At 46.7% G+C, this 21,946-nt stretch carries 16 protein-coding genes; 3 read left to right on the top strand and 13 right to left on the bottom strand.

Annotation, left to right across the window (positions count from 1 at the left end):
- Positions 1-94 precede the first annotated feature (94 nt).
- From NSS82_RS09310 to NSS82_RS09300, 3 genes are read right to left on the bottom strand one after another with little or no spacing between them, the layout of a single operon-like run.
- Positions 95-835 carry an NAD-dependent protein deacylase gene (locus NSS82_RS09310; protein ID WP_076104932.1) on the bottom strand — a complete coding sequence of 247 codons (741 nt, stop codon included), beginning with the start codon at positions 833-835 and terminating at the stop codon, positions 95-97.
- A gap of 34 nt (positions 836-869) precedes the next feature.
- Positions 870-1,634: an HAD family hydrolase gene (locus NSS82_RS09305; RefSeq protein ID WP_036680986.1), complete on the bottom strand. Its 765-nt coding sequence runs from the start codon at positions 1,632-1,634 to the stop codon at positions 870-872.
- Positions 1,635-1,668: 34 nt separating this feature from the next.
- Positions 1,669-2,412 (bottom strand): alpha/beta hydrolase, encoded by a 744-nt coding sequence (locus NSS82_RS09300; protein WP_076272353.1) that lies wholly within the window; start codon positions 2,410-2,412, stop codon positions 1,669-1,671.
- A 193-nt stretch (positions 2,413-2,605) separates the two neighbouring features.
- Between NSS82_RS09300 and NSS82_RS09295 the strand changes: the two genes are divergently transcribed.
- Positions 2,606-3,646 (top strand): acyltransferase family protein, encoded by a 1,041-nt coding sequence (locus tag NSS82_RS09295; RefSeq protein WP_036680982.1) that lies wholly within the window; start codon positions 2,606-2,608, stop codon positions 3,644-3,646.
- Positions 3,647-3,735: 89 nt separating this feature from the next.
- On the opposite strand, the gene NSS82_RS09290 is transcribed toward NSS82_RS09295, so the two are convergent.
- The 8 genes from NSS82_RS09290 to NSS82_RS09255 form a co-directional block, all read right to left on the bottom strand.
- Positions 3,736-4,683: an ArsR/SmtB family transcription factor gene (locus NSS82_RS09290; RefSeq protein ID WP_036680981.1), complete on the bottom strand. Its 948-nt coding sequence runs from the start codon at positions 4,681-4,683 to the stop codon at positions 3,736-3,738.
- 145 nt (positions 4,684-4,828) lie between these two features.
- Positions 4,829-6,223 (bottom strand): family 43 glycosylhydrolase, encoded by a 1,395-nt coding sequence (locus tag NSS82_RS09285; protein WP_076272354.1) that lies wholly within the window; start codon positions 6,221-6,223, stop codon positions 4,829-4,831.
- A gap of 42 nt (positions 6,224-6,265) precedes the next feature.
- Entirely contained in the window at positions 6,266-8,014 is a 1,749-nt protein-coding gene (locus NSS82_RS09280; RefSeq protein ID WP_076272355.1) for a glycoside hydrolase family 2 protein, read from the bottom strand.
- 27 nt (positions 8,015-8,041) lie between these two features.
- Positions 8,042-9,823, bottom strand: a complete 1,782-nt coding sequence (locus NSS82_RS09275) for a glycoside hydrolase family 2 protein (protein ID WP_076272356.1) — start codon at positions 9,821-9,823, stop codon at positions 8,042-8,044.
- Positions 9,824-9,881: 58 nt separating this feature from the next.
- On the bottom strand, positions 9,882-10,817 hold the full coding sequence (locus tag NSS82_RS09270) for a carbohydrate ABC transporter permease (protein WP_036680976.1): 936 nt from the start codon (positions 10,815-10,817) through the stop codon (positions 9,882-9,884).
- Between the two features lie 15 nt (positions 10,818-10,832).
- The gene (locus NSS82_RS09265; protein ID WP_076272357.1) at positions 10,833-11,804 is read right to left on the bottom strand and encodes an ABC transporter permease; all 972 of its coding nucleotides are present in this window, start codon (positions 11,802-11,804) and stop codon (positions 10,833-10,835) included.
- Between the two features lie 11 nt (positions 11,805-11,815).
- Positions 11,816-13,561, bottom strand: a complete 1,746-nt coding sequence (locus NSS82_RS09260; protein ID WP_036680971.1) for an extracellular solute-binding protein — start codon at positions 13,559-13,561, stop codon at positions 11,816-11,818.
- Positions 13,562-13,965: 404 nt separating this feature from the next.
- The gene (locus NSS82_RS09255) at positions 13,966-14,919 is read right to left on the bottom strand and encodes a glycoside hydrolase family 43 protein (RefSeq protein ID WP_076272358.1); all 954 of its coding nucleotides are present in this window, start codon (positions 14,917-14,919) and stop codon (positions 13,966-13,968) included.
- A gap of 494 nt (positions 14,920-15,413) precedes the next feature.
- On the opposite strand from NSS82_RS09255, the gene ilvD reads away from it, so the two are divergent.
- Entirely contained in the window at positions 15,414-17,099 is a 1,686-nt protein-coding gene (gene ilvD, locus NSS82_RS09250) for a dihydroxy-acid dehydratase (RefSeq protein ID WP_036680967.1), read from the top strand.
- A gap of 177 nt (positions 17,100-17,276) precedes the next feature.
- On the opposite strand, the gene NSS82_RS09245 is transcribed toward ilvD, so the two are convergent.
- Positions 17,277-18,677 (bottom strand): polysaccharide deacetylase family protein, encoded by a 1,401-nt coding sequence (locus tag NSS82_RS09245; RefSeq protein ID WP_036680965.1) that lies wholly within the window; start codon positions 18,675-18,677, stop codon positions 17,277-17,279.
- A 208-nt stretch (positions 18,678-18,885) separates the two neighbouring features.
- Between NSS82_RS09245 and NSS82_RS09240 the strand changes: the two genes are divergently transcribed.
- On the top strand, positions 18,886-20,079 hold the full coding sequence (locus tag NSS82_RS09240) for an AI-2E family transporter (protein ID WP_038569524.1): 1,194 nt from the start codon (positions 18,886-18,888) through the stop codon (positions 20,077-20,079).
- Here NSS82_RS09240 and NSS82_RS09235 read toward each other — a convergent pair.
- Positions 20,037-21,848 (bottom strand): peptidoglycan D,D-transpeptidase FtsI family protein, encoded by a 1,812-nt coding sequence (locus NSS82_RS09235; RefSeq protein ID WP_370511302.1) that lies wholly within the window; start codon positions 21,846-21,848, stop codon positions 20,037-20,039. The two genes, NSS82_RS09240 and NSS82_RS09235, sit on opposite strands and share 43 nt — an antisense overlap.
- Positions 21,849-21,946: the final 98 nt, after the last annotated feature.

The following is a 21,946-nucleotide window of genomic DNA, read 5'->3' as shown; positions in this document are numbered from 1 at the left end:
CTCTCATTACACGCTGTTGTGAGCCTACCTTATCTTTAAACTTCTGAGCGTAATAATAATCTGGCAAGAGAAACCAAAGGACAGCTTTTTCCATCTAGCTTAATAGATCCTTGACACTGCCCATTACTTTTCCAATTCGATCTGTAATCAGCAGATCCGCCCGGTCATCATAAGGTGTGGGATCTCCGTTCAGCAGCACCGTACGTTTGCCACGGAAATAAGTCACCAAACTGGCCGCAGGCTGAACCGTTAGCGAGGTTCCACCAATAATAAGCATATCTGCAGAGGCAATCGCTGCGACAGAGCCCATAAGCACGGAATGATCCAATTCTTCTTCATATAAAACCACATCCGGCTTGATAATTCCGCCACATTCCGGGCAGCGAGGAACGATCTCAGTCATTTCCAGCAGTTGATCCAGCCCGTAATACCGTGAGCAGTCCATACAATAGTTGCGATGGATCGAACCATGCAGCTCAAGTACACTACGGCTACCCGCCTGCTGGTGCAGGCCGTCAATATTTTGCGTAATCACCGCCTTCAGCTTCCCCTGCTGTTCCAATTCCGCTAGTAGCTGGTGCGCACCATTCGGACGGGCCTCTGGATGAATCATTTTACTGCGGTAAAAATCAAAAAAAATGTCCGGTGAGGACATGAAAAAAGTGCGGCTCAGCATCACTTCAGGTGGATAAGGTGAATTGTGCTGAGTTTGATATAATCCAGCTGCGGAGCGGAAATCGGGAATTCCACTCTCTGTCGACGTACCCGCCCCTCCGAAAAAAACGATGTTGTCACTTTCTTTGATCCAAGAAGCAAGTGTCTGCAATTGATCCATGCTAAGTAGCACATCCTTTCCTTTTATTAGCTGATCAGTAAGTGATCCGAAGCTCATTAAAACCGGAAATGATTACATCTGCGTCTATAAGGTGCTCCCCATCACCACTGGCGGAAATCCCAATTGCGAGGCGAAGCCCTGCACCTTTACCTAATTGCATATCGGCATTACTGTCCCCAATAATAATCGTCTCTTCAGGCGAAAGCCCTAGCTCCCGGCAGGCCAATTCAGCCATTTCAGGAGCGGGTTTTCCGTTTTTTACCCTGTCCCTAGTAACTACCGAATCAAAATAGCCTGCCACATTAAGCCATTCCAAATGCTCACCGGTGGTCTTTGCCCCGTCGGAGGTAACCACGCCAAGCTTAAGGGATGCCGCAGAGCATTGCTCCAAAAAAGAATGAAGTCCCGCTAAAGGCTGTGCCATACGGCGTCGGCGTAATTCATACATCGCGTTTTTAGTTATGCTTTTCACACGGGTCAGCGCTTCATTCCAAGGAACTCCTGCTGCATATAGCTGCCACGCGAGTACACCGTAACTTTCTTCCTCTGTAGCCATAGTAAGCGGCCCCGCCGGGTCGTACCCTATTAACTTCCCTTGCGGATCATGTTGCGTACCCAGCACCTTGCTGCGCTCTACAATAAATCCCGCTCCCATGATCGCTAGTTGATCTTCCAGTCCGCGCAGCACAAGCTCCGCCCAATTCCCCCAGGTGGCTAATAGATCGAGTAATGTCCCGTCTTTATCAAACAATATTCCAGAGCAGGGAACGCATTCATCGTTAATGTGTAATACTGGCATGAATTGTTTCCTCCCTCTGTTGAATGACCCGTAACTACCTCAAATTTCCCAGCCAATCCAACAGGGCACTTACTGTGCGACCCTGCTGCTCTTGCTCGGATATTGTGGCTTCGCCGTCCCCCTTCTGAGGCCCGTAGCTGCCAAATTGCGCATGATTCCCACCTACAATTGAACTATAAACTGTATTATCTGGCAGATAGGAACGCCCTTTGTTGTAGCTGTCTCTGTCAATCACTTGATCCTCAGTACCCACAACTGATAACACTGACAAAGTAGTCTCTCGTAGACTGCCCTTTTCATCTGGATAAGAGGCTAAGAAAAATACACCTTCCAGCTGGTCCGTATGCTCAATTGCGTAACGTGAGGCCATGACACCCCCAAGTGAATGTCCACCCAGCACAAAAGATTGCTTCGGATGTACACGAATAATCTCTTCTGCGGCATCCCCCTTCGTTACGGCTAAATTAAACGGCATTTTGGCGATGTAGAAGGGATGCCCTGCAGCAGCGACGCTCTTCGCAAGAGGGGAGTAAGCTTCCGGTTTAACCAAAGCCCCAGGATAAAATATAATCGAGGCGCCTTTAGTAATGGAAGGTTCGAACGAAATCCAATTATCATTCTGTTCGACGGTAACTCCACCACTTGAAATCAGTGCGGTTTCGGCTTCTTGAGCCGGTGCATATGGCGTTAAATACTTCCATATCAGCAACCCGGCTACAACTAAAATAATCAATACAAAAATAGCGACGCGACGCTTAGTTATTCTTCTCTTCAACATGTTCCACTCCCAGATGTTAATGCATATAAAAATTATAGTGGAATCCCTCTATTCTAACAACCTTCAACACATCGCCACATTTCGCACACATGATAACGCTTTCTATTGTGACTTAATTCACAATTAAATCAAAGAAAATCTAGTATTTTAAAATTAAATTAATTTGCATACAGCATAATTTGGAGGCTAAATCATGGTAGGGGAAAACTCGCTGGAAACGCGCGGAGAAACCTTTTTTCTCAACCTGCGTTTTATGCTTATTATCACTGTTTTTGCCGGTAATGCAATTGAACCTCTGATTAACAAAATGAGCGGAATACACGGATTATATATGTGGATTTTCAGCTTTCACATGCCGCTGTTCGTACTGGTGACCGGCTATTTCGCCAGAAAAAGCCTTGCCGGAACTACCGGCCGCAAAATGCTGCTGCAAATTGGATTGCAATACCTCATTTTTCAAAGCTTATATTCCGCACTCGACGTTTCCCTCTTTCATGTAAGCAACATCCAGCATTCCATTTTCGCACCCTATCTGCTCCTATGGTTTCTGGCCAGTCATGCCTGCTGGCGCCTCCTGATGCTCGGAATGAGCAGATGGTCAATAACCGCTAAGCTCCTCTTCGCTGTAACAGCGGGGGTGGCTGTGGGATATCTCCAGCTGGACGGTGTATGGTTTAGCATCAGCCGTACCTTTGTATATTTGCCTTTTTTCATTATCGGCTATCATTTCTCCTTCGAAACCTTCGTCAAGCTCTATCAGAAATATATCAAAATCTTTGCAGCAGCAGCCTCCGTTCTACTCCTTGCCATCATGGCTACATGGGGAGCAGGATTTCCCTTTGGCTGGTTATATGGCAACATGACCTATATGCAGCTTGATGCCAATGTATGGTATGCAGGCGTATACCGCCTGGGACTGTACGGACTACAAATTGTCGCTTCACTCGCTTTCCTCGGTCTTGTACCTTACGGAGCAAGCCGCATGACCGACTGGGGACGCCGCACGTTGTATGTCTTCCTGCTTCATGGTTTTATCGTTCGTCTGGCTGCCGTTTCTGGGATTTACACCTATATTGGCAATGCTGCTGGGGCAGTAGTCCTGCTACTCACCGCCGTATTATTCACCGTATTGCTGGCTCAGCCGTCAGTTAAACGGCTCTTTCACCCGCTGGTTGAGCCGTCCGTTGACTGGATGATCACCCTTCAGCGTGCCGCCCTACGCCGCACACTCTGATTTTACATCCAGAACAAACAAAGCAAGGCGGTTCCCTGGATACGAAGATTCGTTTCCGAGGCACCGCCTTGCTTTATCCATCTCCTAAGCTAAAGTTCTACTTCATCCTGATCCATTGTATATTTTACCTTCATCATAATATGTTGTTCATAATCGCCAAACTGGCGCCCGAACAGGTTAAGTCCACCTTGATGAACTGCATCGGGATTGATTCCAATGCGCAGCCGCAATTTGGGGCTCCGGTTAATCAGAAGATCATTTAAGGAAACATTCGACACCTTCTCCATATCAAGCGTCGTCTTTTCATGGTCAACACGCCAGGTCTTGAGAAACCCGTATTGTGTGGATCCATCCCACCACCAGTTCGGATTCAGCTTGCCCCGCCGGTCACCGAAATCACCGGGACTGGTCCACATGCCGATCTCCGATCCATTCACCCACACGGAAATGTTCGAAGGCCAGTTCTGGTCATAATTCGGAGCTTCCGAACAGATCTCCATGGATAATTCCAGCGATTCAATTTGTGCTCCGGAGGGGATATCCATAGGCAGCAAATATTCCAGGAATCCTTTGCGGAGCCAGATCAGCTGAGCGTTGACATGTTTAGGGTGATAAAAGCTCGACGGTTCATCTTCTTTGATAATAAGACCCTCGCTATTAGCCATTCCGCAAGTAGGAGATACCTCACAGTCGCTATAATGACCGATCGGCATCTCTACTTCATAGACATGAGTTAATCCCTTTGGCATCGGCTCTTTTAAATTCAAGGCAATATGAAGATCATCATAATTCCGGCTGCAAACTTTCATCGCCCCGCGTGAAGCCGGAAGCAATTCTGTATGAATTAACTCTGCTGCTTCTAATACTTTAATATTGCTTGCTACCGTCGACACTGGAAGCTTCAGCCTCTCAGCGATTTCAATAATATTTAAGTTTTTGGAGTTTAAGAGCCGAAGAATATCAACCCTAGAACGGGTTGATAAAGCATGCGTTACTGTGACTAATTTTTCCGGGTCGTTTAAGCTAAGTTCCAGCACAAATCAGCTCTCCTTGTATCCTAATAATTATCCTAATCTTACTTCTTAATGAGATGAAAAACAATTACAACTACAGGCCCTTTCACCTAGAAATGACCTCCGGAAAACCGGAAGCCATCTCGTAGGTCTCTTAGGTTTGTTCGATTCACAATGGCTTAATATCAATGAAATCAATTTCTCCGTAACCTTCGCCTTTGGTAAAACGAAGCTTGTTTATGCCTGCCTTCAGTTGAATCCGGGCTGTGGACAGCCCCCAATTCTCCCACCCTTTATTGGTGATATAGAATGGTCCGGAAGGTCCTGCATTGACACTAAGCTGAAAATTCGACCAATTCCCGCCAGCCGTTCCATTCGCCGTTCGAGCCAAAAGAATATACTCGCCTGCGGCTGCCGCATCAACCGAAAATTCTACGTAACTGTCCGGCGTATCAATATGACCCGCCTTAAGCCCACCCGAGCCCTTGGGACTCGAAGAGGCATAGGCATCGCCGCCAAATGTCCCTTTTTCCGCTTCGTAGCGGGTATGCATGTTTTCACCTGAAGGCAAAGTTATAGGAAGATTAGGGTCAACGGGAATGCCCAGATTAGGTGTATGATCAGCATTCCAGCTGAATTTCTGCATCCGTACCTCGCGGTTCCAGCCAGCGTTGTTGTATTTGGCGACATGGTACATGATCCAATCCTCTTGGCCGTCAGGAGACTTAGTAAACGAATGGTGTCCAGGTCCGTAAAGTCCATTGCCTGAGGAAAAGATAGGCTGATTGCGTTTATTCCATGATGCCGGATTCAACAGATCACTGGAGATGTCTGCGGTGATCAGTCCCAGACAATAATCATTGGTCCAGCTTCCACTTGCCGAGTAGACCAAACTAATGACTTCTCCATTTATAATCACCTGCGGTCCTTCATTCACATTTGGGGAATGATTCGTTTCCCAGCTATACGTTGGTCTTGAAATTTCTACGCGTTCGGAATCAATGGTCCAGGGATTACTCATATGCGCGATATAGAGATTCTGCCGCACATTAACATTCCCCTCCCAGCCGGACCAGATAAAATACAGCTCGCCGTTCACTTGCAGCACAGTACCGTCTATAGCCCACTTATTGCTTGAATCTGTGATCTGGCCTTTGTACTGCCAAGTTCCCTGCATCGGGTCTGCCGCTGTGTTCTCCATTACATGCATGCGGTGGTTTACGTTATCTCCGTCGTCCATCGCATAGTAGATATACCAAGCTCCGTTTATATAATGTAGCTCAGGCGCCCAGATGCCGCTACCGCCCGTGTTGACAACTTTAGTAGGCGCTGCATCAATAGTGGTCAACTGGGCTGACTTCCAGAGAGTAACATTGCCACCTGTTGTTTTGGTGAAATAATAGAAGCCATCTGTATGTTTATACACCCATGGGTCCGCCCCGTCCTGCATAACCACGTTGTAAAAGTCATTATGATCAGAGACAGCTAAGGTCACCTTCCCCATTGGAAGAATAAGAAGAACACTTAAGGCTACCAGACATTTTTGCCGGAAATTCACTTTCATAATCTATCACATTCCTTTCGAATGAATAGTTACGTAGCGCCTCTAATCTTCAATTGCAGCCTTACGCGCATTGATGCGGCGGATACGCTCAGGATCGAACTTCGGCTGTCTGTCATAAGTATACAGTCCATTAACTTCCTGCTCCACATCGTACAGCTGGGTATAGCAGAATCCAAACATCAGCGGATGATCTAATAGAACATTCGTCAACCCCTCGTAGCGTTCGATAAACATTTGCTCTGAGGTCGGTCTGTCCCCATACCCCCATGATTTTTCATCTTTCTGCTGTGGGTTCCACCAAATTCCGCCATATTCGCTGATGAAGTAAGGTTGACCTTCATACGTTTGGCGATCCGGGAAGGTATTGAATACTTGACCGCCATGCTTCATAGGTTCATATCTGTCCCGGAACGTCTGCGGATTCTGGTCATAGTCATGAAGATCGAAGATATCTGTAGCCACATGGAAGTTACCGCTTGTATCAATTACGGGACGTGTTGGATCCATACGTTTTGTTACGTCGTAAACAATCTGTAGCACGGCGTTATGCTGCTTCACACCGTCCCGATCCCAGGTCTCATTAAAAGGGCACCAGCCGATCAGCGCGGGATGATTGAAATCACGCTGCATACCTTCGAGCCATTCCGGCAGGAAGTGAGACAGGCTATCCGCTCCAGTAATATTCAGCCCCCAATTGGCATGTTCTCCCCAGACAAGATAACCTAATTGGTCAGCCCAATAAAGATAACGCGGCTCAAAGATCTTCTCGTGAAGTCTTGCGCCATTGAAGCCAAGCCCCATTGAGATTTCGATGTCTCTGCGCAGATCTTCATCAGTAGGAGCGGTATAGATTCCCTCCGGATAAAAACCTTGATCCAGTACTAACCGCTGAAATAAGGATTTCCCATTGATCCGGAATGCCATCCCATCCAGTCGTACCGTGCGGAGTCCAAAATAAGAATGGACCACATCACTCTCCCGTCCCTGACAATGCAAGGATAACTTCAGGTCATACAATCTGGCGTTTCCAACTTCCCATAAGTGAATCTCTGACAGTGGAATCGTAAGTTTTATAGAGGGCCCGGAAACAATCACACTGCTGTCCCCGACGGGTTTGCCGCCATAAAGAGCAGCAGCGCTAAGCGTGTCCCCCGCAACGTTCCCTTGTACCTTCATTTCGAGGTGCACACAGCCATTGTCGGGATCAGCGACAACTTTCAGATTAGACAGATAGGTCTCAGGCACTTGCTCAAGCCATACCGTCTGCCAGATTCCTGTAGTGCGTGTATAGTCGCAGCCGTGCGAATGGAACTGTTCACTCTGCTTGCCCCGCGGCTGTCGCCCCGATCGAACGTCGTCTTCAGCATATACAGTAATCACATTACCGCCCGCTAAAAGATTAGAAGTAATATCAAAGCTAAACGGAGTATATCCTCCGCGATGCGTACCTACGGATACGCCGTTCACCCAGACCTCCGCCATATAATCAACGGCGCCAAAATGAAGGATAACTCTGCCATTTGTCCAGTTCTCCGGCACGGTAAACTCCCTTTTATACCATACAGCAGCCATAAAATCTTTGTATTCTACGCCGGACAGCCTGCTTTCCGGACAGAAGGGCACAGTAATTGTCCCTGAGAGATTATGTTCGTTAACAGGGTATCCGCGTTCCTTCCCACTTTTGCCATGATCAATTTCGAATTGCCACTGGCCGTTCAGATTGATCCACTCTGGTCGAACAAAGTCAGGGCGGGGATATTCAGGACGCGGAAGCGTTGCTTGTTGTGTCATGGTGTAACTCCTTTTAATAAATGTTATTTATTTGATATGCATCATGATGTTGCGGATCGCTTCAAGCGGAGCTTTGGGCTGTCTATCATAGGTGAGCAGTCCGTTGATTTCCTGCTCGACATCCGTCAGCTGGGTATAGCAATAACCTTGGATCACCGGGGAAGTGAACATCGGGTCAACCACAGCCTTGAGCTTCATCAGGAAATCCTCTTCGTTCTCTGCCCCAGAATAACCCCAGCCCTCCCACTCACTTTTCTTGAAGGCAATTCCACCAAACTCGGATACGAGAATCGGCTGGCCTTGATACGAAGCTCCACCGACAAATATTTTGCGGTTGGCCGGCATCGCATTTACAGAAGATTCAGCCGTGGCGTATCTATCCTCCAGCACTTCCTGATGGCTCTCATAGTCATGAATAGTCACCAAATCTGTAGTCATATGCTCCCACCCATCGTTATACACAACAGGTCTCATCTCATCCAAGGATTTCGTTAAATGATACATTGCCAATCCGTGCTGCTGCTGGCGTGTATCAATCTGGACATTTGGAACCCCCCAACTCTCATTAAGCGGAACCCAGGTCACGATACAAGGATGGTTATAGTCGCGCTCGATGATCTCCTGCCATTCCTTCGTGAAGCGGCGGACATACTCCTCGGAATATTCGTAAGCATTGGCTGCCTCACTCCATACCAGCAGGCCGAGCTTATCACACCAATACAGGAACCGGGGATCTTCTGTCTTCTGATGTTTCCTCACCCCGTTAAAGCCCATTTCCTTCGTCAGCTGGGCATCACGTTTCAGCTCTTCGTCTGTAGGTGCGGTTAGTATCCCGTCAGGGAAGTACCCCTGATCCAGCACCAGTCTCTGGAAATATGGGCGGTTATTCAAGCATAGCTTGCCATTTTCAATCGACACCTTGCGCATGCCGAAATAACTCGCCGCTTCATCAATTACTTCCTCATACCGAAGCAATTGGAATTGAATATCATACAAATTCGGATGCTCAGGGCTCCATAAACGTCCAAGACCATGATCCGCAAAATCCCCCAAGCCGATAGTCCGCAGCTGCTCTGCATTCTTGATCATATATTGATCCTCTGCGATCACTTCACCGTCATACGATACCGTTATGCGCAGCTTGAGCGGATCAGCAGACTTAAATCCTTGCAGAAAGGTCCGAAGCCGGATTTCATTGCGGTCAATATCTGGTGTCATCATGGTTTTATTCAGATGCACTGCAGACAGCGGTTCAAGCCAGACACTCTGCCAGATTCCGGTTGTGCGGGTATAAAAGATGGCAGCAGACTGTTCCAGCCAGTATTGCTTGCCCCGCGGCAAGGTGACATCGCGGCTGAAATCCTCTGCGCGCAGTATAATGGTATTATTTCCTTTGATCAGCGAAGGAGTGATATCGGCCTGAAATGGCGTATGTCCACCTTCATGCACGGCCACCAGCTGACCATTCACCCAGACTTTTGCCAAATAATCAACGGCGCCGAAATGGAGGACAATCCGCTTCCCGTTCCAACCCTCAGGAACTTCGAAAGTTCTTCTATACCACACAACATCATGAAATGAAGGATCTTCAATTCCGCTCAGCTTGCTCTGAAACGCAAAGGGCACTTGAATAACCTGTGAAAATAAACCCTTTGTGTCCGCCCGATACCATTGTTCTTCCTCACCGACATCTTCATCATCAAACGTAAAATCCCATTCTCCATTTAGGCTAAGCCAATCCTTACGGGCAAATTGGGGTCTTGGATATTCTGGACGTGGAACGGATGTGCTGCTTGCTTCTGTCAACATGGTGTACTTCACTCCTATTAAATAATTTCTATATAAGATGAACTTGTTTTTTTGCCCGCTATCCTTTAATCGAACCTACGTAAACACCTTTAACAAAATATTTTTGCAAGAAAGGATATACCATTAATATAGGAAGCGTAGAAACGACAATCGCGCAATACTTAACCAGCTCGCGGAAAGCCGTCTGGCTCTGGGCGCTATCGATGACTACCCCGCCTGCACTGCCGATCGAGGTTGCGGTTGCATCATTAGCTACTAATATTTCCTTCATTAATAGCTGCAGCGGGAACAGCTGTCTGTCCTTCAACAACACCATCGCATTAAACCATGAGTTCCAGTTCCCAACTAAATAGTATAAAAAGATTACGGCCAGCGTAGCTTTGGACAGCGGTAGAATCACATTCGTTAAAATATGGGCCTGACTTGCCCCGTCAATAGTAGCCGCCTCTTCCAATTCCTGCGGAATGGCTTGAAAGCTAGTTCGTAAAATAATAATGTTCCATGTGCTTAAAGCACTTGGCAAAATCATGGCCCACAAATTATTGTACAAACCAATATCCTTCATTAATAAGAACCAAGGAATCAACCCGCCACCAAAGAACATGGTGATTGTAATCAGGATCATGATAAAGTTTTTGAAATACAAACCTCGTCTGGACAATACATAAGCTCCCAGAATGGTCATGATCATGTTGACTAATGTGCCTAACCCTACATATATAATCGTGTTTTTATAGCCGTTGATCAGACTGTTATCTTTAAACACCAGCTTATAGCCATCCAAAGTGAACCCCAGCGGTTTCAGCAAAATCCCTTTATGAGCAATCAACATGCCGGGGTCGCTGACGGAAGCAAACAGGATATGCAGGATCGGATAAAAACACACCAAGGTTAATGCGGTCAGCAGAGTATAAAGCGTGCCGTCAAACACTCTGTCGCCGATGGATTTATGTTTTCGTCTTTTTTTCGTTTTACGCTGCAAATTATCTTTCATAGCTGTCCCTCTTTCTTACCATAAGCTGACCTCGGACCTGCGTTTGGCTATTGTATTGGTCATCCAGAGCAGCCCGAAGTTAACGATTGAGCTGACCAAGCCCACAGCCGTAGAATAACTAAGACTGGCTTCTCTTAAACCGCGACGATAAACATAAGAGGCAATAACATCCGCCGTATCATAGATCAGAGGATTGTACAGCAGGATAATCTTCTCGTACCCGGATGACATCAACCCGCCGATGGCAAAAATAAACAGAATGATGATAACTGGGCTGATCTGCGGCAGCGTAATATGCCACATTTTTTTAATCCGTCCCACTCCGTCAATTTCAGCAGCTTCATATAATGAAGTATCGATGGAACTCATCGCCGCAAGGTAGATGATGCTATCCCAGCCGATGCTCTGCCAAATGCCGGAGAAGGTATAAATCGGCCGGAAGAACGAAGAGTAGCCGAGCAGTGAAGAGTACTCTTTTCCGGTAATAAATTGCAGGATTTGCGTGATAATCCCTTCATCTGCGGCAAAGATATGAATGATCCCGCATACCACCACCAGGGAAATAAAGTGCGGCATATAGGTGATCGTTTGGACCACTTTTTTAAACTTAACCCCACGGATTTCGTTCAGCATCAAGGACAAAATAATCGGGGCTGTAAATCCAAAGGCAATCCCCCAAACATTGAGGAGAAGGGTGTTTTTAACGACCCGCCAGAAATAAGGCCCTTGGAAAAAATCAATAAAGTGCTTAAACCCTACCCACTCGCTCTGGCCAAACCCCAGCAGGGGTTTAAAATCCTTGAAGGCGATCATAACCCCCCACATCGGCCCGTAGCAGAAAATCAGGAACCATGCTACAACAGGGACGGCCAACAGATAGACAAACCAGTTCTTTTTCAAATCCTTCTTAATCACTAGCTTGGTATTTTTAGGTTTGGCGTCCTGAGGAGTGGGCTTTATCGCTCTGTTTTTTCGTAATATTTCCATAAAACAACCACCTATCGTTTGTTATATCGATCTAAGGCTGCCTGATGGATACTCAAAAACTCTTCCAGTCCCATGCTCTGAGCTTCTTTCAAAAATTTATCATAGGCATCTACCGGCAGGTCTCCCATTATGATTTTTGCAAAATACTCTCCGCGCAGTGTCGACAGCTGGTTTCCAAGCTCGGCTTCCCGCGAAGCTTCATCCTTGGTAAAGGAAATAGGTGGCATAGCCATACTGGTGTCCATATTTTCTGTCCAATTCTTGCGAATGTCTCCCGAATAACTTCCTTTGGCAGCGATCAGCGGGTTGGAATGATGCTCATCCCGGATATCCGGCCAGTTGTGCATCCGGTATTTCCATAAGGTTGTCGATACGGGCTGACCTTCAGGGTCTTTAAAGATATAACTGTTCTCTGGATAATAAGGCATTCCCGTGTCATCAATCAGGTGGACCGTGCCGTATTCACCAAAGTTAATCAATTCCCAGCCCTTTTTACTGTAATTAAAATCAAGCCAAGCCATTGCCGCTTCTACATTTTTGCTTTGCGTTGTGATCGCAGCTTCGATCCCCGCTCTTTTGAAATTTTTGTACGTGGTTGCGGACTTATCTCCTTTGTTTAGAACCGGGTTCAGTGCGCCCACAAAGTCGATACCGCTTTGCTCTTTCCAATAACTCCACATCGTATCCGGAGAGTCCATCATCATCGCGGTATCTCCCGAAATGGCACTCGCCATTCTCTGGTTAAAGTCTGCCGTTGCCCAGTCCGGGTTCAGTAATCCTTCTTTGTTCCATTGCTGCATGGTGGTCAAATATTCCTTAGCTTTCGGCTGTGCTGGCCCCCAAGCCACTTTGCCATTCTCATCAAGGAACGTCCAATCCCATACTCCATATGCGCCATTTATGATGCCGGTAAAAATCTGGCCGTAAGTAGAGCCGTAATTAAGTGGTGCTTTGTATCCGACTTCCTTTGCTTTTGTCAGGAAGGTATGCCATTCATCAATCGTATTTGGAACTTCAAGCCCTGTTTTATCCAGCGCCTCTTGCTTAATCAACGTTCCAAACCAAGTCCACTCTGAATATGGGGCGATGCCATAAAAGCCGAGCAGCTTGCCGTCATCCGTGACCGTGGTTTTTCTTCTTGATTCATCCGAATTGCGCCACTTCGTATAGTTCGGAGCATTTTTCTCCATCAGATCTGTCAGATCGATATAAGCGCCGTCATTTACGCCCGCTTCAAAACCTCCCGGATAACGTCCCGGCTCAATGATAATGTCAGGCAGTTCACCGGAGGAGATCATCAGCGTGAAGGCATCCGCTTCCTGGCCGATTGGCGGCGTGATGAAGTTTACTTTGATTCCCGTTAATTGCTCCACCTGCTTCTGGACAGCATGATTGTTCATATCCGGAATATTGGAATTCGCAGGCATCCATACATCCAGAACCACATCACCTTTAACAGGATAAGCTGAGTAATCATTTGGAATGACTTCATCGAAAACGTCGCCGAGGTATGTATCATTCAAGGAATGATTAACTTCGTCGATTTGCTCTTGCGTTGGGGCTGTATTGCCGCGTATGTCTGCGCTGATATCTGTAAACTCAACCGGGTCTTTGGCTGTGCTCTCGTTCTCTTTGTTGTTGGAGCCACCGTTATCAGCCCCATTGTTTGCACTGTTGCCACTACATGCTGTTACAGTCGAAATGATCAGTATTAACACAAATAAAAGACTAAAAAAACGCTTTGCATTGTTCTTCATACTTAACCTCCCACTATAAAATATTTGCCACAACGCCTTAAGCAAATCCAAAGCTTGGAACCACGCTCCTTTTTGCCCTGTAGATAACTCCCCTTGATTAATACAGTTTTTCTGTATCTCAGATCGAATTATAAGCATCCAAAATCCATATGTCAACGCTTTCATACAATAATTTTGTAATCTTACGAACTTTTCTCAAACAAATATATGGCTACACCAACTACAAACCTATTAAAAAACGTACTAAACACCCTGTATTTTGGCGAAAAAACCCTTATAACACAGGCGTTTTTCGTCAATTATTATCGACAGCGAATAAAAATATCTGCATTACATGAAAAGGCCATTCATTACAGTTTTTCTGTAATGAATGGCCTTTTCAATCTTGTTTTTCTGTTTTATTCTTATTCTCCCGACGGTACGGTCTGAGCAAGCGCATCCCTACAAGGAACCCCAAAATCCGGTGTGCCATCCACCTTCCACCCAAATTTCTGGATACGGGTTGCTCGCAAAGACACATCCGCTCCAGCGGAAGGAAGCGCATGATAGACTATCCAATCTTCCTTGCCATCAGGAGATCGTGTGAAGCTATTGTGCCCCGTGGCAACAATCCCGTTCTCTACACTTTTGCAAAATACAGGCGACATTGATTTTTCCCATGACAGCGGTTGCAAAGGATCTGCCGCTTCGCTCATGGTTAGCATCCCTAGTGCATAATCCTCAGACCAAGTCGTACTTGCCGAATAAACCATGAAAATACGATTGTTGCGCCGCAAAATTACCGGACCTTCGTTAATCGCCATGCCACCTTGCTTCTCCCATGACAGAGTTGGAGCGGTAAGCAGGTGATGCTCCCCATCCAAGGTCCAAGGATTACTCATTCGCATAATGTAAATAGCCGACCCATAATCAGGGAAATGACCATATCCCGCATACAGAAAGTACAGCTGATCCCGCAAAGACATTACTGTTCCATCCAACCCTGGGACAGGTGTCTGCAAAGCACCTCTCCATACCCACTGCCCTTCCAGCGGGTTTGCCTCTTCATTCTCCAGCACGCAAATCCGTCGTGAATCGTCGCCTCCTCCGTCATTCGCAGTGTAGTAAATGTACCATTTGTTGTCCAAATGATGAATTTCCGGCGCCCACAGATTGTAACTGTAGCTGCCCCCCGGTTCGGGAGACCAGATCACTTTCTTGTCGCCCTCCGCAAGGCCGGTCAAGGTTCTAGATCTCGTCAGCTCCAGACATTTAGCTTTTGTGGCCATAAAGTAATAATATCCATCGGTATGTTTGAATACCCATGGGTCTCCTGAGCTTGCTACAATTGGATTTAAATAAGTTGTACGCTGTGACATTCCCTTTCCCTCCTTAGCTTTTCATCCCCGTAAAAACGATCCACCGCGGCGATAATAATACACAAATCCCGATTTTCCAGCACCTCCCATAAAATAATAACTCCCATCATACTCAGCTCTCCTAAAGTTGTCTAGAGTGGTAAATAGATACATCCGAACCCTGATCCATTTTCCAAATAAAGCACTTTCCTTTCGAAAATGAGCTTTTCCTCCACTTCCCACGCTTTGCGTCAATCGACAAACTTCACATTGTCCGGTAGAAAAAACGTGCTCTTTGTGATAGACTCACTAATAACAATGACTTCTCCGTTCATTTTAGGCGGTAACTGTTTATACCAAAACAGCGGCTTTTTTTATAGAAACGGCATCGCTTTTCTTATTGAGGAAGCAGGTCCCCGTTCTTTCTATAAACCGTATATACGCAGGTCTTTGGAGTTCATTGCGTTAATGCGACACTATATTTGATTGAAATTCATTTAGGGGGGAATGTCATTATGGCAGCCAAGAAAATGCGTTCAGACATGATTAAAAAAGGCTTTGACCGTGCTCCACACCGTAGTCTCCTGAGAGCAGCCGGAGTAAAAGAAGAAGATTTCGGAAAGCCGTTTATTGCGGTCTGCAATTCCTATATTGATATTGTTCCAGGGCATGTGCATTTGCAAGAGTTCGGTAAAATCGTTAAGGAAGCGATTCGCGAAGCTGGTGGCGTTCCTTTTGAATTCAATACGATCGGCGTAGATGACGGAATTGCTATGGGACATATCGGCATGCGTTATTCACTGCCAAGCCGCGAGATCATCGCTGACGCCTTGGAAACCGTAGTTTCCGCGCATTGGTTCGATGGCATGGTCTGCATCCCTAACTGTGATAAAATTACACCGGGCATGATGATGGGCGCACTGCGTGTTAACATCCCAACCATGTTCGTAAGCGGCGGCCCAATGAAAGCCGGCGTAGATAGTAAAGGTAACAAGCTCTCTCTGACCTCGGTATTTGAAGGCGTTGGTGCTCACCAAGTCGGCAAAATCAACGATGCAGAGTTGCTTGAATTAGAACAATTCGGTTGTCCAACCTGTGGATCTTGTTCCGGAATGTTCACTGCCAACTCCATGAACTGCCTTGCAGAAGCACTTGGACTGGCATTGCCAGGTAACGGTACAATTTTGGCTGTTGCTGATGAGCGTAGAGAATTTGTTCGCAGATCCGCAACACAACTGATGGAATTGATTAAGCTGGATCTTAAACCAAGAGATATCGTAACTAAAGAATCCCTTGATAACGCATTTGCACTGGATATGGCAATGGGTGGTTCTACTAACACAGTGCTGCACACCCTTGCATTAGCTCAAGAAGCAGGTATCGATTATCCGCTTGAACGCATTAACGAAGTTGCAAACCGTGTTCCATATCTGGCTAAGCTGGCTCCAGCTTCTGATATCTTTATCGAAGATGTGGACCGTGCGGGCGGCGTTAGTGCTGTATTGAATGAACTGCTGAAGAAACCAGGTGCTCTGTTCGGGGAATGTATGACCGTTACCGGCAAAACATTAGCCGAGAACGTAATCGGACACGAGATCCAAGATACTTCCGTAATTCATACTATCGACAACCCTTACTCCGAAAGAGGCGGTCTGGCCGTACTTTACGGAAACTTGGCTCCTGAGGGTTCTATCATCAAGGTTGGTGCAGTTGATGCTTCAGTAGGCGGATATCATAAAGGTCCTGCGATCTGCTTTGATTCCCAAGAAGCTGCACTGGAAGGTATCGCTAACGGTAAAGTTAAAGAAGGCCATGTAGTCGTTATCCGCTATGAAGGTCCTAAGGGCGGACCTGGAATGCCGGAAATGCTGGCGCCTACTTCACAAATCGTGGGTATGGGGCTGGGTGCTAAGGTCGGTCTGATTACAGACGGTCGTTTCTCGGGGGCTTCCCGCGGAATCAGTATCGGTCATATCTCTCCAGAAGCAGCTGAAGGCGGTCCGATCGCTTTTGTTGAGGATGGAGACATCATTGAACTGGATCTCAACAACCGGAAGATTGAATTGCTGGTTGAAGAAGAAGTATTAGCAGTTCGTCGTACAGGTTGGAAAGAATTCGAACCTAAAGTTAAAACTGGTTACCTGGCTCGTTACTCCAAAATGGTTACCAACGCAAGTAACGGCGCTGTGCTGAAGATCTAATCCCTTTAGCAGAAAAGAATATTAAAACAAGCAAGAGCAGTCCCACCTTAGTATTTTTACTGGCGGGCTGCTCTTTTTTTAATTATCCCAACAAAAAAATGTTCCACAACCCAACGTTGGATTGTAGAACATCTCTTTACACGTCCACTGTATAATATTTATCAATAAGATCATGAATCAATTTGTTACTGTCGCACCTGGCATTTCTACTTCCGCAACCGAATCATTAAGTGACAACGATTCTTCCTGTTGCGATTTGCGTTTTTTTGCAGTTTTCGGATGATGAGGCAGCTGTTGATTCATCTTTTTGAGCAGCTCTGAGACAGGCATCAGGATAAGCTTCGGCACAAGGACCTCGCTCCGTTCTTTAAGCCTTGCCCCACCTGCTGGATGAATCACACTTAACAGGATCCTTAAGTAAAATTTGGAGGAACGTGCGAATAAGCCATCCGGCAAATCACGTACGGTAAAGCCGAATTTCTCCGGTCCCCGGTTAATCATGCTGACTCCGTAAAGCGCTTTGGCTTCTGCAAGATCCACATCCTTGGCAATGATCTCAGCAAGAATGGGCAGATCCTTTTCCATTCTGCGGATCATTCGAATCGCTAGTTGAGCGGAAGAACGTGAATGAATTCCTAATTCGAACAACTGTTTATTATCGATGTGCAGCTCAATGACTTTGTCGCCTTTACGCAGCAGTTCTCCACCCTCGAGTTCAACCGGTTCGCCCTGATATTTCCGCATCCGATAATGCAGGAAAGGATCTGACGGAGTAATCGTTTGGAGATGAAAAAGAGCTTGAAATACCTGTTCCCAAGCTAACCAAAGTCCTACAAGCACCCGTTTACCAAAAGATAAGCGCCGGATAGGTGAAGTCTCAGCCATCTTAATCATTTCGTCAATCCGAATGCTGCGGAGTCCCCGTTTACGGGCTTCCTCCAGTGTCTGCTCAAGAGCCACAAGCATATTCCCTGGAGCATCCGCATCTGCACCCAGCGTTGTGCCGCTATCATGCAACAACATCACTTCCCCGGGATTTAGACGGGCCAGCATCTTCTCAGTAAGTTTTTCGGCGCCGAGCTTCTCACGCCAATCGCCAAACATTGCCGACCAAAGCACAATTTCAACTTGGCGTCGTTTGGAAATATCAAATAAATTGACAATGCCCCAAGGTGGACGGTAATACGTACTGCGTTCGCCAATAATATTATAAATAATATCATTCGTACGTTGAATCTGCCGGCGGACGGTTGCTGGCCGCATGAGCCAGTTCGTCTTGTGAACATAATTATGAATCCCGATGAGATGTCCCTCATCATGGATACGCTGAATAAGATCAGGATAACGTTCAGCATTAGAGCCTACTACAAAAAAGGTCGCTTTTGCATCATACCTCTTCAGTAATTCCAGCAGTAATGGTGTAAATCGAGGATCAGGTCCATCATCGAAGGTCAGAGCGAATTCATTTCGCCCAGTTCCTTTACGAAAGACACGGTAACCAAAAATCCGGCTGATCATACCAGGGATAAAAGCATAAAATGATGAGATGTAAAATAACCAGAGCAGCAAAGTCTGCATATTAATTCCCCGCTTTTCCAGAGTTGACTTTGGCTCGCCTAATGTCTGCAAGCAGAACCTGTGAAACGGCCAAGTGAAGTAGAATAAAAAAACGTTACCCCCTATTTTAACACATGTATCAAAGAAATAGACGCTTTTAAAGTAAAATCATGTACAATGTAATCAACCTGGCATATCCACTTATAAAAAAAGGGAGTTGTTTATATCTATGCTGCCGTTATACAAAAAATATTGGCGCACATTTTTTGACATCGGATTAATTGTCCTCACGGTTTATTTAATTATGTTCTCCTTTAGTAAACTGTACCAGTTAGCTGCACCTGTATTCCTGTCTTTTTTTGTATTTTTGCTTATCGAACCCTTGGCCCGCTTCTTGAACCGCCGTGGTCTTGGTAAACCTTTCGCCTCCGCTATTTCAGTGTTGCTCTTTCTGATTGTGCTGTTAGGTACATTATTTGGTGCCGGTCTACTGATTACGATCCAGGCCCTTCACTTCCAAGAGAACCTCCCTAAATATACATATGTGGTGCAGCAGCATTTTGTGGAGACCACGACCTACCTGCAGCAAAAAATAGATAACTTGCCACCCGATATTACGAACAAGGTCAACGGCTACTTTAAAGATGCCACGGATGTTCTAACAGGATGGCTGATTACTTTTCTAAAATATATGGCCGGTATTCTTGGCTCCTTCTCCACCTTCATGGCCAATTTCGGGATAGCCATCATTTTGGCATTTTTCCTTAGCATGGAGATCAAAGATTGGCGTAAAATCGCGCATGACAAAATGCCAAAAACTTTTAAGAACGCCTTTGCCTTTTTACAAGGCAATGTTTTTAAAGCCATCGGGTCCTATTTAAAAGCACAACTTATTCTGATCAGCATTACTTTTGCCATAGTTCTGGTCGGCTTATTTATTCTGCGAACCGGCAACGAAATCACAATGGCGTTAGTCTGCGCTGTATTTGATGTTTTGCCGCTTCTTGGCGTGACGACAATTTTAGTCCCTTGGATCATCTATTTGTTCATCGTGGGCAATACTTCACTGGCTATTGGATTAATTATCCTCCTTGCCATTGTACTAATTGTTAGGCAATTGCTTGAGCCGAAGATTACCGGGAATTCGATTGGCGTATCCTCAGCCTTCCTTATGCTGTCGTTCGTCATTCTGTCCACTTCTGCTTTCGGTATGGCTGGTCTGATCCTTTCGCCGATTCTGCTTATTCTGATAAAAGAACTGATTCAACAAGGGTATCTTCAGAGCTGGATCTATCTTCCGCAAGAGGAATTTATCGTTTCGCCCTTTGCAGCTAACGGTCCAGCTTCCAATCATACCAGCTCTGCGCCACCACCTGAACCTCAAGCTCCAGAGGGAACCGATGATAGTAAATCCAACACTTGACCAAACAGCTTAACCGCTAGATGTGAACTGTCCGGAGCAACGTTCTCAACCGCTACCGACACAGCATATCTGGGATGATCCACCGGCCCATAGCCGATAAACCATTGATTGTTACGCGGCACACCCTTAACAAGGGTTTGTGCCGTACCTGATTTCCCGGCAACCGGCCATTTCGTACTCTGCAGACTTGTGCCGGTTCCATCCGTAACAACTTTACGCATCCAGGACAGCAGCTGGCGGGCTGTAGATTCTGAGATCCTTCCTGCAGTTGAAGGGGAAAGATGACCCGGCAGATCCTCTAGCTTTTGACCATTTGCAAAGGTCACACGCTGGAGAATTCTTGGCGCTCTCACTTCCCCTCCATGCAGTAACGTCACTACTAGGTTGGCTGCCTGAAGTGGTGTCACTTGCACATCTCGCTGCCCAATGGCCGTCTGCACTCTGGCGCCTGGATCATCCGGCAGCAAAGAAGTGAAGATCGTCCCCTTCTGCTCACCGGATAGTGGCTTAAGAACTGGAAAACCAAGCGTATTCTCCGCTTGCCAGCTAATATCTCTTCCGAGCCCCAGCGCGAGTGCTGTCGCTTGAAGCTGCGCCCCACTTAAGCGCTCTGCCAGCGCAGCAAATACTGTATTACAGGACACGGCGAACCCTTGCGCCAGCGTGAGGGCGCCGTGTCCTTTTCCTTTTAGACAAGATAATCCATATTTCTCATATTGCCCTGAACAATAGAAGAGCTCATCCGCTGAGGTGACCCCGGCTTCTAGTGCCGCTGCTGCTGTGACGATTTTGAAGATTGATCCAGGTACAGCAGCCTGCAGCGCCCGGTTATTCCACTCTCCCCCTTCAGGGGATATCTTCTCTGGGTCGTAAAAAGGTAAAGATACCATGGCTTCAATATCTCCCGTTCCGGTGTCTAACACCACCACGGCTCCTTCCTCCATTCCAGCTTTGACAGCTAACTCCTCTATTTGTTCCTGAAGCTTTTTATCAATCGTTGTATATAAAGACAGCGGATAATACGGATTGCCCGGGGCCCGCACTTGAATGGGACTGCCCGGGACACGTTGCCCGCGCGCATCAACCTGAGCGTATGCCTCAGTATGCCCGACGCCTCGAAGCAACGGCTCCAGGGTCTTTTCTAACCCGTCCGTTCCTGTCATCGGAATTCTCAGCCCCGATGGCGATGCCTTCCCATCAGTGTTTGGGACCGCTTCCGATAAATATCCAAGCCACTGCCGTCCAGTTGAATTTCCATCATATCTGCGAGCAAAGGGAAGCACGCCTACTCCGTCGATCCCCAGCGCACTCACTTCTTTTGCTTGTGCGGATGTAAGTGCGAGCGGTCCTTTTCCCACTGAGGATGGCCAAAGCAGAGGTTCTTTAAGGGAAGAGCGCTTGTTTAGCAATTGCTCATAACTCACTCCAAGGATAGCTGCCAATCGGTGCATGGACTCAGCTTCTTCGTATACAACCTTCGTCACGGTATTCCTAGCCTTCGCCTCTTGAGGAAAAAAAGCAGCCGTCCAAATGGTTTCCCCGGCAAGGGGTTCACTCTTTCGGTCATACAGGCGCCCCCGCCCAGTATCCAATACAGTCTCCCGTTCGCTTTGAATTTCCGCCATCTTTGCAAGTGTATATTTCGTTCCAGGGACCGTCTGTTCCTTCATAAACAGTTGAATCCACGCCAGCCTAAGGACCAACACGGCTACCACTGAACATAAAATAATCAGTCCGCCGAGTATGCGTCTGTGGACATTATTGTGCAATCCCATTCCTCCTGACTGACGTTCATAGCCTTTATTATGTCCCACCCGCTGGATTATTTACACTCATGCTTAGTTAGCTATTTTATAACCTTTTGAAT

It is taken from the genome of Paenibacillus sp. FSL H7-0735 (assembly GCF_038008505.1).
GTDB classification, from domain to species: Bacteria; Bacillota; Bacilli; order Paenibacillales; family Paenibacillaceae; genus Paenibacillus_AQ; species Paenibacillus_AQ odorifer.
Note: the sequence above shows the minus strand (reverse complement) of the source record. Positions and strands in the feature narration are given on the sequence as shown.

Coding starts and splice junctions, on each gene's coding strand:
- NSS82_RS09310 (WP_076104932.1), bottom strand. CDS start 835: ATGGATCAATTGCAGACACTTGCTTCTTGGATCAAAGAAAGTGACAAC.
- NSS82_RS09305 (WP_036680986.1), bottom strand. CDS start 1,634: ATGCCAGTATTACACATTAACGATGAATGCGTTCCCTGCTCTGGAATA.
- NSS82_RS09300 (WP_076272353.1), bottom strand. CDS start 2,412: ATGTTGAAGAGAAGAATAACTAAGCGTCGCGTCGCTATTTTTGTATTG.
- NSS82_RS09295 (WP_036680982.1), top strand. CDS start 2,606: ATGGTAGGGGAAAACTCGCTGGAAACGCGCGGAGAAACCTTTTTTCTC.
- NSS82_RS09285 (WP_076272354.1), bottom strand. CDS start 6,223: ATGAAAGTGAATTTCCGGCAAAAATGTCTGGTAGCCTTAAGTGTTCTT.
- NSS82_RS09280 (WP_076272355.1), bottom strand. CDS start 8,014: ATGACACAACAAGCAACGCTTCCGCGTCCTGAATATCCCCGCCCTGAC.
- NSS82_RS09275 (WP_076272356.1), bottom strand. CDS start 9,823: ATGTTGACAGAAGCAAGCAGCACATCCGTTCCACGTCCAGAATATCCA.
- NSS82_RS09270 (WP_036680976.1), bottom strand. CDS start 10,817: ATGAAAGATAATTTGCAGCGTAAAACGAAAAAAAGACGAAAACATAAA.
- NSS82_RS09265 (WP_076272357.1), bottom strand. CDS start 11,804: ATGGAAATATTACGAAAAAACAGAGCGATAAAGCCCACTCCTCAGGAC.
- NSS82_RS09260 (WP_036680971.1), bottom strand. CDS start 13,561: ATGAAGAACAATGCAAAGCGTTTTTTTAGTCTTTTATTTGTGTTAATA.
- NSS82_RS09255 (WP_076272358.1), bottom strand. CDS start 14,919: ATGTCACAGCGTACAACTTATTTAAATCCAATTGTAGCAAGCTCAGGA.
- ilvD (WP_036680967.1), top strand. CDS start 15,414: ATGGCAGCCAAGAAAATGCGTTCAGACATGATTAAAAAAGGCTTTGAC.
- NSS82_RS09245 (WP_036680965.1), bottom strand. CDS start 18,677: ATGCAGACTTTGCTGCTCTGGTTATTTTACATCTCATCATTTTATGCT.
- NSS82_RS09240 (WP_038569524.1), top strand. CDS start 18,886: ATGCTGCCGTTATACAAAAAATATTGGCGCACATTTTTTGACATCGGA.